The organism is Acidovorax radicis N35, assembly GCF_000204195.1.
Lineage (GTDB): Bacteria > Pseudomonadota > Gammaproteobacteria > Burkholderiales > Burkholderiaceae_C > Acidovorax > Acidovorax radicis.
Map to the genome: position 1 here is coordinate 1 of NZ_AFBG01000007.1, position 15,253 is coordinate 15,253.

Consider the following 15,253-nt stretch of genomic DNA (forward strand, 5'->3'; position numbering starts at 1 on the left):
GTTGGGCTACCTACCCTTCAGCCAGGCCGGTGGCGCCTTGTTGTTCCACCTGCTGTCCAAGCTGTACGAGCACACCAGCGTGATGATCACCACCAACCTGACGTTCGCGGAGTGGTCCACGGTGTTCGGCGATGCCAAGATGACCACTGCGTTGCTGGATCGCTTGACCCATCACTGCCACATCATCGAGACGGGCAACGAGTCCTACCGCTTCCGCCACAGCACGCACGAAGCCAAGGGGCGCATCAAGGCCCGTGAGCAGACCAAGAAGGCAGCAGCGGCCCAGGTTAGCGAGACCGCGGAGGAAAGGGCCTCGCCTGATGGCTCGGCCATACTGACCACGACTTCAAAGAAAGGAGGACCTACCGAAGCATCCACCCTATAGTTATCCACAGCTGGCTTCAAATGGAACCAGCTCTAGCCCCTGGTCAATGTTCGACTGGCACTGCTGATCACGATTGCACTGGCGCTAACACTGGAGGCTCAGTAGTAGCAGTGGCAGTGGCAGCAGCCGCTGTGGCCCATTGGCGTGTGGCCAGGCCGGGAATCGGAGTCAGGGGCTACCATCGGTAGCCCTTTTTTCCATGCCCCGGGTCAGTGGGATGGCGTAGCCAGCGTCAGCTCGCCCAGATCCCGCTCCAGCAAGGCGGGGTCGCCCAATTGCAACTCGATCAGGCGGCGCAGGTGGGTCACGCTGTCCAGGTCAATGCCGCGGCACAACAGGCCGGTGTGCAGGCCTTCGACATGCGCGACTTCGGTGGACATGGCGATGTGGTTGCCAGTTTCGGCCAGGGGGATGGTGAGCTGGCACAGCATGCCGGCCTCCAGGTTCGCCTGGGCCGGCGCCATGAGCAGGGCGCCTTTGAGGGACAGGTCCAGCACATGCACGCTGAATGCATCGGTCGACGTGGTCAGCAGGGCCGGTGCGTCAAAGCCGACGCGGACAAAGTGGCGGCGTTCGTGGGGCATCGCTGTCTCCTGGGCGAAGCGGTGGGTGGGCACATGCTACTCCAAGCCCGACGAACGCAGATTGCATTTGGATGTTTTTGCAAGCTTTCGTTACCATGGGCTTTATTTGGTCAGGGCCAAGCTGTGAGTCCATGCGTGTACCGGTTGGGTCGTCCCCGTGTCGGCTGGTTGCGATGGGCCGTGGTGTTGCCTTTGCTGTGGGCCTGCGCCTTTGCGCTGGCGGCTCCGCGCGAACTGCGTGTGGGGGTGTACTCCAACGAGCCCAAGGTGTTTGTGGATGCCGACGGCAAGCCCGCGGGCATCTTTGTGGACCTGCTGCAGCTGGTTGCGACCCGTGAGCAGTGGACGTTGCGCTACGTCCCCTGCGATTGGCAGGACTGCCTGGATGCCCTGGCGGCCGGGCAGCTCGACCTGATGCCCGATGTGGCCCGCACCCGCGAGCGCGAGGGGCTTTACGACTTCCATGCCTCGCCGGTGCTGCACAGCTGGTCGCAGGTCTACCGCGCGCGTGGCAGTTCCATCCAGTCGATGTTCGATCTGACGGGCAAGCGCGTGGCGGTGCTCAAGGGCTCGGTGCAGCGCGCAACCTTCCTGAGCATGATGGACAGTTTTGGCATCGCGGTGCTGCTGATTGACGCATCCACGTTGGCCGAGGCCTTCGCATTTGTACAAAATGGCGATGCTGACGCGGTGATTGCCAACCACCTGTTCGGCAACTTCCATGCAGCCCGGTTCGGGCTGGCGGATTCGGGCATCGTGTTTCAGCCCGCCTCCTTGTACTTTGCCACGGGCCGCGGGCGCAATGCCGATGTGCTGGAGGCCATCGACCGGTCGGTGCAGGACTGGCGCAGCGGCGCGGACGCGCAATACACCGACGTCCTGCGCCGCTGGGGTGGGCAGGAGCCGGGTTTGCACATCTCGCCCCTGGTGTGGTGGGGCGTTGCGGGGCTGGCGCTGTTCGGGCTGCTGGCCGCGCTCCTGGCCGTGGTCCTGCAGCGCAAGGTGCGGGAGCGCACACGCCACCTTCAGGCCAGCGAGCAGAAGTTGGCCGCCATCCTGGACAGCGTGGGCGCCTTCATCTACATCAAGGGGCGGGACTACCGCTACCAGTATGCGAACCGCCACATCCTGGAGCTGTTCGGGCGGCCTGCGAGCGACGTGGTCGGGCAGGACGATGCCGCTTTTTTTGACCCGCCCACCGCCGCGCAGCTTCAGGCGAACGACCGGCGCGTGCTGGAGCATGGCGAGCGGCTGGAAGTGGAGGAGGTCAACACCCACCTGGCCGATGGCGTGACCCGCGCCTACCTGTCGGTCAAGATTCCCCTTCGCCTGCCCGATGGCAGCATCCATGCGCTGTGCGGCATCTCCACCGACATCACCGAGCGGCGCAAGGCCGAGGAATCGCTGCGGATCGCGGCGTCGGTGTTCGAGTCGTTCGAGGGCATGGTGGTCACGGGGCCGGACCAGCGCATCCTGAAGGCCAACCGGTCGTATGCGCGCCTCACCGGCTACACCGTGGAGGAGCTGGTGGGCCAGACGCCGGGTGTGCTGCAGTCTGGCCGCCACGATGCGCAGTTTTACGAAGGCATGCACAGTGCACTGCGAAGCAGTGGCGCCTGGCAGGGCGAAGTGTGGAACCGGCGCAAGAACGGCGAGGTGTACCCCGCCTGGATCACGGTGACGGCTGTGTGTTCTCCGCAGGGCGAGGTCACCCACTATGTGGGCACGCAGACCGACATCTCCCACCGCAAGGCTGCGGAGGAAGAGATCCGCCTGCTCGCGTTCTATGACCCGCTCACGGGCCTGCCCAACCGCCGCCTCATGACCGACCGCCTGCAGCATGGCCTGCTAGCGTCCGAGCGCTCTGGCGCGGGTGGGGCGCTGCTGTTTGTGGATCTCGACAACTTCAAGGATCTGAACGACACGCAGGGCCATGAGGTTGGCGACCAGCTCCTGCGCCAGGTGGCCGCCCGCCTGGGCGGCTGCGTGCGCAGTGGCGACACCGTGGCGCGGCTGGGGGGCGATGAGTTTGTGCTGCTGATCGAAGGGCTGAGCCCGCAGGCCAACGAGGCCGCCACCCAGGCGGAAGCCGTGGGGCGCGCGGTGCTGCAGGCGCTGGCCCAAGCCTATCCGCTCAGTGGCCACGCGTACCACAGCTCGTGCAGCATTGGCGTGGCCTTGTATGCCGATGCGCAGGGCTCGGTGGACGAGCTGCTCAAGCGGGGCGACATGGCCATGTACCAGGCCAAGGGGGCCGGGCGCAACACGCTGCGGTTCTTCGACCCGCGCACCCAGGCGGCGGTCACGGCGCGCACGGCGCTGGAGTCCGGGATGCGTGAGGCCTTGCGCGACGGCCAGTTCCTGTTGCACTACCAGGCCCAGATCAGCCAGGCCCACGGCATGGTGGGGGCCGAGGCGCTGGTGCGCTGGCAGCATCCGCAGCGCGGGCTTGTGTCGCCTGCCGAATTCATTCCGGTGGCTGAGGCTTCGGGCCTCATCGTGCCGCTGGGGGCGTGGATATTGCGCACGGCCTGCCTGCAACTGGTGGCGTGGGCGAACGATGCACACACCGCGCACTGGACCGTGGCCGTCAATGTGAGTGCGCGCCAGTTCCGCCACCCGCATTTTGTGGACGAGGTTCTGGGGATGCTCGAAGAAACGGGTGCCAACCCCCAGCGCCTGAAGCTGGAGCTGACCGAGACCCTGCTGCTCGACGACGTGGAGGAGACGATCGAGCGCATGACCACGCTGCGGGCACTGGGCCTGGGGTTTTCGCTCGACGATTTCGGCACCGGTTATTCGTCCTTGAGCTACCTCAAGCGCCTTCCGCTCGACCAGCTCAAGATCGACCAGAGCTTTGTGCGCGATCTGCTCACCAACGCCAATGACGCCAGCATTGCCCGTACCATCGTCACCCTGGCCCAGAGCCTGGACCTGGGCGTGATTGCCGAAGGCGTGGAAACCTTCGAACAGCGCGACATGCTGGCCAGCCTGGGCTGCCACATGTGGCAGGGCTACCTGTTTGGACGGCCGGGGCCTGCCAGCGCGCTGCAGGACGCCTTGGCCGACACAGGGGGGTGAAGCCCGCAGTGGTCAGGTGGATGGGGTGTTTGCTATCATTTTGATTGCATGAGGCGCTTTATCGATAGGCGGTGGCGGCCATTTTGGCTTGTAAAATGTGATGCCCCCGACGTTGGGGCGTGTGGTTTTTGTCGCCATTCGCTGACATCTTTTGCACGCCAGGCGGAGTAGGGTGTGGCAGGCCTTGCGACAAACCAGGGCCTGTCCCCGCAACCGTCCACCTTGTGGCCGGTAGGGGCGGCAAAAACAAGGAGTTCCCGATGAAAAACACCACCATGACCACGATGCTCTCAATCCGTCTTCTCTTGTCTGGCGCGATGGCCGCGCTGCTGCTGGCTGCGGCCGGTGGGGCCCACGCCCAGGCGTATGTCAATGCCACCGTGGGGGGCGAACTGGCGCCCGGCGTGTATGGCCGCATCAACATCGGCAATGCACCACCACCACCGCTGATCTATGCAGAGCCCGTCATCATCCACCGCCCGGCGGTGGTGGTGCCACGCGCGCCGATCTACCTGTATGTGCCGCCAGGCCACGCCAAGAACTGGGGCAAACATTGCGGCCGCTACAACGCCTGCAACCAGCCGGTGTACTTTGTGCAGGAGCCACCACCACGCCGTGGCCCCGCACACCGTGGCCACGGCCGCGATGACCGCCGTTGGGACGACGACCACCGCCACGGTGGCAAACACGACCGTGACCATGACCGGGGGCGCGGCCATGGCAACGGCAAGGGCCACGGCAACCGCGATTGAGGGATCGATCGCTGGCGTTGGCTGACGGCGGGACCGGCCGGCCAGCTGCTCACAGCGTGGCGCCGTGCAAAGCAGGTGCAGGCCCGGCTGCACTTTGCGGGCGCCATCCCCGCAGGCACCCTGGCGCCAGCGGTTAAGCTCGGGCCCTTATGGCCCAAGTCACTTTTTCTCCCCCGTTCACGGCCCCCTCCGAAGTCGCCAGCCAGCTGCGCCAGGCAGGCTACGCCGTGTTGTCGCCCGCCGACGTAGCCCGTTGGGTAGGCTGCGATCTTGCGGCTTTGATGGCTTTGAATGGCGACTGGGCGGCATTGCCGCCGGACGATTTTCTCAAGGACGGCGGCCGCTACCGCCGCCGCCGCCATGCGTGTTTTGTGGCGCAGGGCGGGAGCCTGCAGCAGGTATCGCACCGAGCCCACTGGCAGCCTGTGGAATACAACGCGCTGCATGGCGGCATGGAGCGCTGGTTTGCGCCCATGGAGCCTGGCACTGTGGCCCAGCCCGTGTGGCAGCAGCTGCTGGCCGCGTTGGCCGGGGTGTCGGATGCCGTGTTTGCGCCCCCCGGTGCGCCCGTGCCCTGGTTCATCGAGGCGCACCAGTTCCGCATCGACACCACCGACGGCATTGGCCGGCCTACCCCTGAGGGCGCCCACCGCGATGGCGTGGACCTGGTGGCGGTCTTCCTGGTAGGGCGCGAAGGCGTCAAGGGCGGAGAGACACGCGTGTTTGAGGCGGCAGGCCCCAGCGGCCAGCGCTTTACGCTGACCGAGCCCTGGTCCTTGCTGCTGCTGGACGATGCCCGCATGATCCACGAGTCCACCCCCATCCAGCCCGTGTCCGAAGGCGGGTACCGCGACACCCTGGTGGTGACCTGTCGGCGTGGCAACTTCCAGGGGGCGGATGTGGTGGGGCAGGCCGCAGCAGTGGGCTGAACGTAGGTGATTGACTGCGCCCGATTTGATGCGAATCAAGATGCGCGGTATGGTGGGCGTTCACACTGGCGTTATAGAAACCGGGCCACAAGCCGGGTCCACCGTTCAACCCAAGGAGAAGCACCATGTTCAAGCACATTCTGGTTCCAGTCGATGGCTCCAACACCTCGATGCTGGCCGTGTCCAAGGCGGCCGCGCTGGCCAAGACCTTTGGCAGCGCCGTGACCGCGGTCTACGTGGTAGACCCCTATCCCTTCACCGGCGTGGGGGCCGATTTTGCCTACGGCCAAGCCCAGTACATCAATGCCGCCACGGCGGAAGCCAATGCAGCCCTGGAAGCCACGCGCAAAGCCATGGCCGAAGCCGGCGTGAACGTGACCACCTTGGTGGGCGAGGGCCATGCCGTGCACGACGGCATTCTGCGCGCGCTGGAGAGCACGGGCGCCGACCTCATCGTGATGGGTTCACACGGCCGCCGAGGCCTTGAAAAGCTGGTGCTGGGCAGTGTCACGCAGCGCGTGCTGGGCGTGGTGCACATCCCGGTTCTGGTCGTGAGGGACTGAGCGCCATCCCGATGAAAAACGGCTCCGAAAGGAGCCGTTTTTCATTTCAGTTCTCGATGACGCCGCGCCTCCGCGCATCCCACATTCCACAGCTCGTGGAGCAGGCACACACCCCCGCCAGTGCACCCGTGGATCTGGCTCTGCCAGGCCACCGGGTGCGTCCCTCTTGGGGGAAGGCGCCGCAGGCGACTCAGGGGGGGCTACTCAATCTTTGCGCCCGAGGCTTCCACGATGCCCTTCCACTTGGCGTAGTCGGTCTTGAGCAGGGTGCCCAGCTGTGCCGCCGACATGGCTTCGGGTTCGGCGCCTTGGGCCTGGATGGCGGCCTTCATGTCGGGCGTGGCCAGCAGCTTGTTGATTTCGGCGTTCACAGCATTGACCACGGCAGCGGGCGTACCGGCGGGGGCAAACACGCCGTACCAGGTGCTCACGTCGAAGTCCTTGAAGCCCGATTCGGCCACGGTGGGCACTTCAGGCAGGGACGAGCTGCGCTTGGCCGAGGTCACGGCCAGGGGGCGCAGCTTGCCGGACTTGATCTGGCCCATGGCCGACGGCAGCGACGAGACCAGCAGGTCCACGTTGCCTGCCAGCGCGTCCATGAGCGCGGGGTTGGAACCCTTGTAGGGGATGTGGCTGAGCTTCACGCCAGCGGCCTTCTCGAACAGGTCGCCCGCCAGGTGGATCGACGTGCCGTTGCCGGGCGAGCCATAGGTGATGGTGCCGGGCGCGGCCTTGGCGGCGGCCACCACGTCGGCCAGGGTCTTGTACTTGGAGTTGACGCTGGTGGCGATGACGACGGGCGTGTAGGCCACGTGGGCGACGGCGGTCAGGTCCTTGGTGGGGTCCCAGGGCAGGTTCTTGTAGAGCCAGGGGCCGATCACGAGGTTGTCCTTCTGGCCCATCACGAGGTCATAGCCCGTGGGTGCTGCCTTAACGGCCTCGCCGATGCCGATGGTGCCGCCCGCGCCGGCCTTGTTGTCGGCCACCACGGTCCACTTGGCGCTTTCGGTGAGTTTGGTGGCCACCAGGCGTGAGAGGATGTCGGTGCCGCCGCCGGGCGGGAAGGGCACGATCAGTCGGATGGGCTTGGTGGGGTAGGCCGCAGCCGGTGCGGGAGTCTGGGCGTGCGCGGTGGTGCCCACGGCAAAAGCAAGTGCGGTGAGGGAAAGCAGGGTGCGAATCATGGTGAGAGATGTCTCCGTCGGTTCAATCGATGGGGCGGCTGCGCGGGTGCGCTGCCCTGGTCTTGGTGCCAGCCGCGGATGATCGCCGATCCTCCGCAGCGCAGACCTTGCCGATACAGGATGGCAGCATCGCCGGTGGCGATGCCGCCGTGCCCTGCGTGCGGTCAGATACGTTCAAAAATCGCTGCAATGCCCTGGCCGCCGCCAATGCACATCGTCACCAGCGCATAGCGGCCCTGGATGCGCTGCAGCTCATGGATGGCCTTCACGGTGATGAGCGCGCCGGTCGCGCCAATGGGATGGCCCAGCGAGATGCCCGAGCCATTGGGGTTGACCTTTGCCGGGTCCAGGCCCAGGTCCTTGGTCACGGCGCAGGCCTGTGCCGCGAAGGCCTCGTTGGCTTCGATCACGTCGAGATCGTTGACGGTGAGGCCCGCCTTCTTCAATGCCAGCTGCGTGGCTGGCACCGGGCCAATGCCCATGTACTTGGGGTCCACGCCTGCGTGGGCATAGGCCACCAGGCGCGCCAGGGGCTTGGCGCCACGGGCCTTGGCGGCACCGGCTTCCATCAGCACCACGGCGGCGGCGGCGTCGTTGATGCCCGAGGCGTTGCCAGCGGTCACCGTGCCGTTTTCCTTGAGGAAGACGGGCTTGAGCTTGGCCAGGTCGTCCATGGTGGCGCCGGGGCGGAAGTGCTCGTCGGTGGCGTATTGCACATCGCCCTTCTTGCTCTTCAACGTGACGGGCACGATCTGGTCCTTGAACACGCCGGCCTGCGTGGCGCGTTCGGCCCTATTGTGGCTTTCCACGGCCAGTTTGTCCTGGTCTTCGCGGCTGATGCCCCACTTGGCGGCGATGTTCTCGGCCGTCACACCCATGTGGATGTTGTGGAAGGGGTCGTGCAGTGCGCCGATCATCATGTCCACCATCTTGGTGTCACCCATGCGGGCGCCCCAGCGCATGTTCAGGCTGGCAAAGGGCACGCGGCTCATGTTCTCGGCGCCAGCGCCAATCGCCACGTCGGTGTCGCCCAGCAAAATGGACTGGCTGGCGTTGACGATGGCCTGCAGGCCCGAGCCGCACAGGCGGTTGACGTTGTAGGCAGGCGTGCCTTCGCCGCAGCCGCCGTGGATGGCCGCCACGCGCGACAGGTACATGTCCTTGGGTTCGGTGTTGACCACATGGCCGAACACCACGTGGCCCACATCCTTGCCTTCCACGTTGGCACGCGCAAGCGATTCGCGCACCACCAGCGCGCCCAGTTCGGTGGGGGGCACGTCCTTCAGGCTGCCGCCAAAGGTGCCAATGGCGGTGCGCACTGCGCTGACGACGACGACTTCACGGGTCATGGGGAGGTCCTTTCAGAGAGGTTTCGAATCAAATGGGCCGCTGCCGCTTGTCTATCAAGCGCTGGAAGCTATCAAAATAGGAGCTTTGGTTCACGCGTCCCGCACATCGGCAACTGGGTTCGCACCGAAATCGGCACGGTCCAGCCAGGCCAGCACGCGGGTGGCGGCGTCGGCGGGCGACGTGAGCTGCCCGCCCGTCTTGAGGTTGGCAAAGTTCTGCTGGTCCGGAAACGCTTCGGGTGCGGCGCCCCGCAGTTGCACCTGCATGTCGGTGTCGATCACGCCCGGCGCCAGCGAACACACCTTGGCGCCGTGCGGCTTGAGGGCTTCGTCCAGCGCCACGCAGCGCGTGAAATGGTCCATGCCCGCCTTGGCGGCGCAGTACGCGGCCTGCGAGGCCATGGCGCGGCGGCCCAGGCCGGAGGAGATGTTGAGCACCTTGCGTGGCACCGTCCAGGCGTCTGTGGCGCCCAGAAAAGCGGCGGTGAGTTGCATGGGCGCTTCCAGGCCCACGCGCAGGGCATGGGCCAGATCGGCGGCATCGCTGTGCGACAGAGGCGCTATGCGGGGTATCACGCCCGCGTTGTTGATCAGCGTGGCGCTGGCAAATGCCTGCGGACCCTCAGCGCTGAGCCAGGCCTGCAGCTTGTGTGCAGCCTGCTCCCCTTGCGACAGGTCTTGTTGCCATTGCTCTATGGAGACACCTGCCGCCTTGGCCTCGGTGGTCAGGTCGGCATTGGCACTGCGTGCAATGCAGACCAGGGTGTTGCCGCTCTTCAAAAGCTGCTGGGCCATGGCCAGGCCCATGCCGCGTGAGGCCCCGGTGAGGATGTAAAGGTGATTTTGTGGCATCCCGCCATGTTACTGCGCAGTACGCATGTCCATGCGCCGCTACTGATCCGCAGGCGACTCCAGCGCCGCCAGCAGCAGTGCCAGCCGCGCATCCAGCGCCGCCAGGTCAGCGGCCTTGAGGGGGGCGAGGATGCGGTGTTCGTTGGCCACGTGCGCCTCGACCGCGCGGTCGATCAGCGCCAGTCCCTCGGCCGTGAGCTGCACCAGCGAGCTGCGCGCGTCGTCGGGGTTGGGCAGGCGGGTGATCCAGCCCTGGGCCTCGAGCTTGCCCATGCGGTGTGTCATGGTGCCGGAGGTGACCATGAGCGTCGAAAACAGCGTGGTGGGCGCCAGGCAGTAGGGGGCGCCACTGCGGCGCAGCGTGGCCAGCATGTCGAACTCCCAGAAGCTCAGGTTGAACTCGGCAAAAGTCTCGTCGAGCCGCCGCTGCAGCAGCGCGGCACAGCGTTTGATGCGGCCGATGGGGCCCATGGGGCCCACATCCAGGTCGGGGCGCTCGCGGTGCCACTGGGCCAGGATGGCGTCCACGGCGTCGGGTTGGCGTTGGGTGGCCATGGATTGTTTGTAGGGTAAATTTATCTTGAATTCGAGATTGTATGTTAGAGTTTTTGTCTTGAATTGAAGATAAATAATCGGTTTTTGGTTTTTAGTCGATCTCTGCATGGCCGCTACATGACTGCTACACGTTCTTCCCCCTGGCTCGATGCGCTGACCACGGCTGTGGGCCCGGTCATCTGGGGCTCTACCTACATCGTCACCACCGAGCTGCTGCCGCCCGACCGGCCCTTCACCGCCGCGTTGCTGCGCACGCTGCCTGCGGGGCTGTTGCTGGTGCTGTGGTGCCGCCGCTGGCCCGCATGGGGCGACTGGCAGGGCTGGTGGCGGCTGATGGTGCTGTCGGCGCTCAACATCGGGGTCTTTCAGGCCCTGCTGTTCGTGGCGGCCTACCGCTTGCCGGGTGGGGTGGCCGCCGTGGTGGGCGCCATCGGGCCGCTGGTGGTGATGGGCCTGGTCTGGGGCATGGACCATCGGCGCCCGCCTGGGTTGGCGCTGGCGGCAGGGGCCTTGGGCGTGCTGGGCATGGCCGCGCTGCTGTTGTCGCCGGGCGCGCGGTGGGACATGGTGGGCGTGGCCGCCGCGCTGGTGGGCACGGTGTGCATGGCGGCGGGCACGTTCTGGTCGCGGCGCTGGCGGTCAGACCTGCCGGTGCTGGCGTTCACCGGCTGGCAGCTGCTGGCGGGCGGCATCATGCTGGCACCGGTGGCCTGGCTGGTGGACCCGCCGCTGCCTGCGCTCTCGGCCACCCAGGTGGGCGGTTATGTCTACCTGAGCCTGGCGGGGGCCTTGCTGGCCTATGCCCTGTGGTTTCGTGGCATTGCGCGCCTGCCGTCGGTGGCGGTGTCATCGCTCGGGCTGCTGAGCCCCGTCACGGCCGTGCTGCTGGGCTGGTTGCTGCTGGGACAGGCCATGACGGGCGTGGCGCTGGTGGGCATGCTGGTGGTGCTGGGCAGCATCCTGGCCGTGCAGTGGGCCATGTCGAGGCCGAAGCCGGTTTAAGGGGCCGCACATCTTGGCTGGATGGTAGTGTGTTTGCTATGTTTTGTGTAGCAAACTATGAGACCCTTCAAGCGCTAGGACCTTAAAAGACCCAAAAAATGTTGCCCACGCGGCCATCAGGCTGCTGCTATGGCACGGGGGCCGCCTACCCGAGCAACTGGCGCCATGGCGCTGAGGGCCTGTGGGGAGTGTGGGGAGGGCGCCCGGCCGGCGGCGTGCAGGGGGACTCCGCTGCCTGCCGTATCCAGACGGAACACCGAGACCACTTTGACGAGATCAAGGGCCTGACTCTTCATGCTGCTGGCGGCAGCGGCCATTTCTTCGACCAGGGCGGCGTTCTGCTGGGTGGCCTGGTCCATCTGCATGACGGCTTCACCCACTTGGCCTACGCCATCGCTCTGCTCGGCGCTGGCGGCGCTGATCTCGCTCATGATGTCCGTGACGCGCCGGATCGACTGGACGACGTCTGTCATCGTCTGCCCCGCCTTGTCCACCAGTGCAGTGCCTTGCTCGACACGGTTGACGCTGGCGGAGATGAGTTCCTTGATCTCCTTGGCGGCCTCGGCGGACCGGCCCGCAAGCCCCCGCACTTCACTGGCCACCACGGCAAAGCCCCGGCCCTGGTCGCCCGCGCGCGCGGCTTCCACGGCAGCATTCAGGGCCAGGATGTTGGTCTGGAAGGCGATGCCGTCGATCACGCTGATGATGTCGGAGATTCTCTTGGAGCTGTCGTTGATGCCCTTCATGGTCTCCACCACCTGGGCCACCACTTTGCCGCCCTCCACGGCCACATTGTTGGCACTCAGGGCGAGTTTGTTGGCCTGCTGGGCGCTGTCGGAGTTCTGTTTCACGGTCGAGCCGAGTTCCTCCATGGAGGCGGCGGTCTGCTCCAGCGCGCTGGCCTGGCGTTCGGTGCGGGCTGAAAGGTCGTGGTTGCCCTGCGAGATTTCTGCGCTGGCGGTAGAGACGCTTTCGGCGCTTTGCCGTACGTTGGCCACGATTTCGGCCAGCTTGTCGCGCATGTGGGCCAGCTCTGTGAGCAGCTGGCCTGGCTCGTCCTTGGCACCCTGGGGAATGGGGGTTGCCAGGTCCCCCGCGGCGATGGCCGTGGTGGCCTGGACCGCCTGCCGCACCGGGGCGGTGATGGAGCGTGTGGTCCACCAGGCCAGGAACAGGCCCACCAAGATGGCCAGCGCGGTGCTGCCGCTCACCCAGGCGGTGCTGGTCTCGGCCTTGCGGGTGGTTTCCTTCAACGTGGTGGCCACGCCTTCATCGAGCGTATGGGTCAGCTCTTGCAGCACGGCCGCGTAGTTCTGGAAGACGGGGGCCAGCACGGTGTCGGTCTGCGCGACCACGTCTTGCCCGGCTTCCTTGGCCTTGACGAGTTCGGTGCGCTTGACGCGGTAGGCGTCGCGCGCGGCAATGGCCTGGTCGTACAGCTGTGTTTCCTTGCCGGGCAACAGGTAGCCACTCACTTCCTGCATGCGTTTGCTTTGCACCTCGACCACTGCAGACATGTCCTTCTTGAGCTTGCTGGTGTAGGGCGCGTCGTTGGCCTTGAGCAAAGCCTCGGTGCGCAGCCAGTTCATCTGGATGTCGGTCTGCCACTGGCGCATGAGGCCCTGGCGCTTGAGCTCCGAGGTGGCGATGTGTTCATTGCTGCGCTGCAGCGCCGTCACGCTCAAGACACCGAGCGTGGCGATGACCACGGTGATCAGCAGCAGCATCCCAAATGCCACTCCGAGTCGAATGCCCAGTTTCAGGTCTTTGATGCGCATGGCGGCTCCTTGGGGATGCAGTGGCGAAGTGGGGGTGAAAGGGGTGCTGGCGTCCGGTGGCTGGGGCGGTCCGGGTGTCTTGTGGGGCAGGCAGGCGCGTGTCAGGAAAGGGCCGCCGCGCCGGTTTCGAGAGAGCTGGTGCTTTGCAGGCGCTGGCCCACGCGTGCCAGGTAGTCCGCCCGCACGCGGCGGGCTGCGTAGTCGCGTGGCGCGCTGCGCAGCAGCTGCTCCCACGCCTCGCGGCGGTGCCGCTCTGACTGCTGCTGGCACTGGGCCACCACCACAGGCGTGGGGTGGGGGGCCTGGGCATCGGTCATGCATTCGTAGCCGTAGTACTGCATGAACTCCCACGCCAGGCTCTCGATGGTCTCGATTTCGTGCGGCTGCAGCTGGGTCTTGAACTTGTCCTTGTGGGCCGGCAGGGGGGCAAAGCAGTTGGACTCCCACAGGGCGGACCTGCGGGAGAGGTCTTGTGCCTCCTGCGATGCGGCGATGTCCAGCATCTGCGGCAAAAACTCGATGCCGATGAACTGGCAGATGCGCCGCAGCGTGTGCTCCTGGTCGCTCAGGAAGTCCTCGTAGCGGATGGTGAGCACGCGGTCCGGGTAGCGCAGCGCCAGTGCCCGGCCAGCAGTGTGGGCCTTGACCCAGGCCTGGGCGTTGAGCGTGGTATCGAAGTCATGGATGATCGCGCGGTTCATCGACGCCACCTGCGCCCGGGGGTCGCGTACCACGTTCAGAAAGCGCATGTCAGGGAACAGCTCCATCAGTTCGTGGGCGTAGTGGACGCTGTCCAGCGACTTGTCCATGGCCACGCTGGCCCCGTGCAGCTCGGCGCTGCGCAGCAGCAGCTCCCACACGATGCGGTGCACGCTGCGGGGTTTGCCCTGAAGGGCGCTGAAAATCTCTTCGGCGTCGAAGTGCACCCCCGGCCACTTCACCATGCTGGCCGCTTGCAGGCCCACCACGTCCTTGACCATCTGCCGGTACGCGCTGTCGTCGCGCAGGTCGCCATACAGCGGCACCATCGGCATGAAATCCACGATGTGCAGGGGATAGGGCGAATGAAACTGAGGGCTGGCATTGAGACGCAGGCGCAGCGCGTGGCTGCCGCAGCGCCGCAGCGGAATCATCAGCAGCGGAAGCGGGCGCGGGGTGTGGGGTGGCTGGTTCATGGTGTGTCTGCCTCCAGGTGCGCAAAGAACTCGTTGATGAAGCGGTCCATGTCCTTGTCGGGCAGGCGGTCGATGCCACCCGCGCCATGCCGCCCGCCACCCGCCGGGTAGCGGCTGCAGAAGATGTCTGCACGGCTGGCGCTGGCGCTGCCAATGCGCAGGTTGACCAGAAAGTCGCCGTCCGAACGCGGGGTGAGCACGGCGACAGAGCGCCCGTTGTTGCGTGCCACGAGCTGGTTGGCCAGGGTGCCGCACAGGCGCCGGGCCCAGGCGCGGTCGGGCAGCACATACACGCTGGCCCTGTCGTTGGTGGTGTAGGGGGCCAGGTCCTGCACGGCCTGCAGGTCGCTGGCGTGGCCCTCTTGCAGGCGTCGGAATTCGTAGGCCTTGGCCATGAAATCGAGCGGGCTCTCGAAGCGGTGGAGTGATCGGTACAGCTGCACGGGGCAAAAGTGCAGGTCTTCGCGGCTTTCGCCGTAGGCGTTGTAGTTGAGCAGGTAACCCAGCTGCGCCAGCGCCCCGCGCGTGCCTGCCGTGCAGCCATGTTCCCGCGCCATGCGATCGGCGACGGCGTCCAGGTTGTCGCCGTAGGCCGCCACGATGGCCCACTGGTGCAATACACCACCCAGGTGGCGGTCCACCAGGATGCTGGTGCACACGTCGAGGCTTGTGTCGATGTGGGCCGTGAGCCGCGGGTGGCGAAAGAGGGTTTTTGCGCTGTGGTGGTCGAAATAAGTCACCTGGCCGCCTCCGTTGAGCACTCGGCACACACCCTGCGCATTGCGGTCCCACGAGATGTCCAGCGCGGTCACCTGCAGCGGCCGCCCGGAGGGCAGCTGGTCGAACAGGGCAATGTCCCGCTTCACGCCGCTGATGAGAAAGTTGTCGCGGGGCTCTACCAGGCGCAATTGGTGCAGCGCGCACAGCCCGTCGGCGTCGCCATTGAAGAGGTCGTAGGCCTGCAACCCACGGTCGGCGGGTGCGGAGGCGGGGGGCGCGGCTGCGGCTGAGAAGCGATCAGTGAACATGGAAAAGGTCTTGCAAAAAGGGGCGAAACTGGTCGG

14 protein-coding genes are annotated in these 15,253 nt (G+C 66.0%); 6 read left to right on the forward strand and 8 right to left on the reverse strand.

Going from position 1 to position 15,253, the window contains the following annotated elements:
- A partial coding sequence (locus tag ARADN35_RS25670; protein WP_040420257.1) for an ATP-binding protein occupies positions 1 to 385 on the forward strand: 385 nt, incomplete at its 5' end.
- Positions 386 to 594: 209 nt separating this feature from the next.
- On the opposite strand, the gene ARADN35_RS0102480 is transcribed toward ARADN35_RS25670, so the two are convergent.
- Entirely contained in the window at positions 595 to 969 is a 375-nt protein-coding gene (locus ARADN35_RS0102480) for a PilZ domain-containing protein (RefSeq protein WP_010458633.1), read from the reverse strand.
- Positions 970 to 1,092: 123 nt separating this feature from the next.
- Between ARADN35_RS0102480 and ARADN35_RS28650 the strand changes: the two genes are divergently transcribed.
- The 4 genes from ARADN35_RS28650 (at position 1,093) to ARADN35_RS0102500 (ending at position 6,294) form a co-directional block, all read left to right on the forward strand.
- Positions 1,093 to 4,050, forward strand: coding sequence for an EAL domain-containing protein (locus ARADN35_RS28650; protein WP_279626859.1), 2,958 nt, complete (start codon positions 1,093 to 1,095; stop codon positions 4,048 to 4,050).
- 260 nt (positions 4,051 to 4,310) lie between these two features.
- Positions 4,311 to 4,802, forward strand: coding sequence for a hypothetical protein (locus tag ARADN35_RS0102490; protein WP_010458637.1), 492 nt, complete (start codon positions 4,311 to 4,313; stop codon positions 4,800 to 4,802).
- A gap of 149 nt (positions 4,803 to 4,951) precedes the next feature.
- Complete coding sequence (locus tag ARADN35_RS0102495) at positions 4,952 to 5,731, forward strand: 2OG-Fe dioxygenase family protein (protein ID WP_010458639.1); 780 nt, start codon at positions 4,952 to 4,954, stop codon at positions 5,729 to 5,731.
- Positions 5,732 to 5,856: 125 nt separating this feature from the next.
- Positions 5,857 to 6,294, forward strand: a complete 438-nt coding sequence (locus ARADN35_RS0102500; RefSeq protein WP_010458641.1) for a universal stress protein — start codon at positions 5,857 to 5,859, stop codon at positions 6,292 to 6,294.
- Between the two features lie 200 nt (positions 6,295 to 6,494).
- Here the strand turns inward: ARADN35_RS0102500 and ARADN35_RS0102505 are convergent, their stop codons facing one another.
- The 4 genes from ARADN35_RS0102505 to ARADN35_RS0102520 form a co-directional block, all read right to left on the reverse strand.
- Positions 6,495 to 7,478 (reverse strand): Bug family tripartite tricarboxylate transporter substrate binding protein, encoded by a 984-nt coding sequence (locus ARADN35_RS0102505; protein ID WP_010458643.1) that lies wholly within the window; start codon positions 7,476 to 7,478, stop codon positions 6,495 to 6,497.
- A 164-nt stretch (positions 7,479 to 7,642) separates the two neighbouring features.
- A complete protein-coding gene (gene bktB, locus ARADN35_RS0102510) occupies positions 7,643 to 8,827 on the reverse strand; it encodes a beta-ketothiolase BktB (protein WP_010458645.1) in 1,185 nt (394 codons plus the stop codon).
- Positions 8,828 to 8,917: 90 nt separating this feature from the next.
- Positions 8,918 to 9,679: an SDR family NAD(P)-dependent oxidoreductase gene (locus tag ARADN35_RS0102515; RefSeq protein ID WP_010458647.1), complete on the reverse strand. Its 762-nt coding sequence runs from the start codon at positions 9,677 to 9,679 to the stop codon at positions 8,918 to 8,920.
- A gap of 39 nt (positions 9,680 to 9,718) precedes the next feature.
- Positions 9,719 to 10,234, reverse strand: coding sequence for a MarR family winged helix-turn-helix transcriptional regulator (locus ARADN35_RS0102520; protein WP_010458648.1), 516 nt, complete (start codon positions 10,232 to 10,234; stop codon positions 9,719 to 9,721).
- A 117-nt stretch (positions 10,235 to 10,351) separates the two neighbouring features.
- Here ARADN35_RS0102520 and ARADN35_RS0102525 point away from each other — a divergent pair, with 117 nt between their 5' ends.
- A complete protein-coding gene (locus ARADN35_RS0102525) occupies positions 10,352 to 11,236 on the forward strand; it encodes an EamA family transporter (protein ID WP_010458650.1) in 885 nt (294 codons plus the stop codon).
- Between the two features lie 116 nt (positions 11,237 to 11,352).
- Here the strand turns inward: ARADN35_RS0102525 and ARADN35_RS28655 are convergent, their stop codons facing one another.
- The 3 genes from ARADN35_RS28655 to ARADN35_RS25685 form a co-directional block, all read right to left on the reverse strand.
- Entirely contained in the window at positions 11,353 to 13,014 is a 1,662-nt protein-coding gene (locus tag ARADN35_RS28655) for a methyl-accepting chemotaxis protein (RefSeq protein WP_010458653.1), read from the reverse strand.
- 101 nt (positions 13,015 to 13,115) lie between these two features.
- Positions 13,116 to 14,189, reverse strand: coding sequence for a sulfotransferase family protein (locus ARADN35_RS25680; RefSeq protein WP_010458655.1), 1,074 nt, complete (start codon positions 14,187 to 14,189; stop codon positions 13,116 to 13,118).
- A complete protein-coding gene (locus ARADN35_RS25685) occupies positions 14,186 to 15,217 on the reverse strand; it encodes a hypothetical protein (RefSeq protein WP_010458657.1) in 1,032 nt (343 codons plus the stop codon). Before ARADN35_RS25685 ends, ARADN35_RS25680 begins: the two co-directional genes overlap by 4 nt.
- Between the last annotated feature and the right edge of the window lie 36 nt (positions 15,218 to 15,253).

What these genes read in the sequence shown, in the direction of transcription:
- ARADN35_RS25685 (WP_010458657.1), bottom strand. Translation starts at nt 15,217, where the DNA reads ATGTTCACTGATCGCTTCTCAGCCGCAGCCGCGCCCCCCGCCTCCGCA.
- ARADN35_RS28655 (WP_010458653.1), bottom strand. Translation starts at nt 13,014, where the DNA reads ATGCGCATCAAAGACCTGAAACTGGGCATTCGACTCGGAGTGGCATTT.
- ARADN35_RS25680 (WP_010458655.1), bottom strand. Translation starts at nt 14,189, where the DNA reads ATGAACCAGCCACCCCACACCCCGCGCCCGCTTCCGCTGCTGATGATT.
- ARADN35_RS0102480 (WP_010458633.1), bottom strand. Translation starts at nt 969, where the DNA reads ATGCCCCACGAACGCCGCCACTTTGTCCGCGTCGGCTTTGACGCACCG.
- bktB (WP_010458645.1), bottom strand. Translation starts at nt 8,827, where the DNA reads ATGACCCGTGAAGTCGTCGTCGTCAGCGCAGTGCGCACCGCCATTGGC.
- ARADN35_RS0102515 (WP_010458647.1), bottom strand. Translation starts at nt 9,679, where the DNA reads ATGCCACAAAATCACCTTTACATCCTCACCGGGGCCTCACGCGGCATG.
- ARADN35_RS0102520 (WP_010458648.1), bottom strand. Translation starts at nt 10,234, where the DNA reads ATGGCCACCCAACGCCAACCCGACGCCGTGGACGCCATCCTGGCCCAG.
- ARADN35_RS0102525 (WP_010458650.1), top strand. Translation starts at nt 10,352, where the DNA reads ATGACTGCTACACGTTCTTCCCCCTGGCTCGATGCGCTGACCACGGCT.
- ARADN35_RS0102500 (WP_010458641.1), top strand. Translation starts at nt 5,857, where the DNA reads ATGTTCAAGCACATTCTGGTTCCAGTCGATGGCTCCAACACCTCGATG.
- ARADN35_RS0102495 (WP_010458639.1), top strand. Translation starts at nt 4,952, where the DNA reads ATGGCCCAAGTCACTTTTTCTCCCCCGTTCACGGCCCCCTCCGAAGTC.
- ARADN35_RS0102490 (WP_010458637.1), top strand. Translation starts at nt 4,311, where the DNA reads ATGAAAAACACCACCATGACCACGATGCTCTCAATCCGTCTTCTCTTG.
- ARADN35_RS0102505 (WP_010458643.1), bottom strand. Translation starts at nt 7,478, where the DNA reads ATGATTCGCACCCTGCTTTCCCTCACCGCACTTGCTTTTGCCGTGGGC.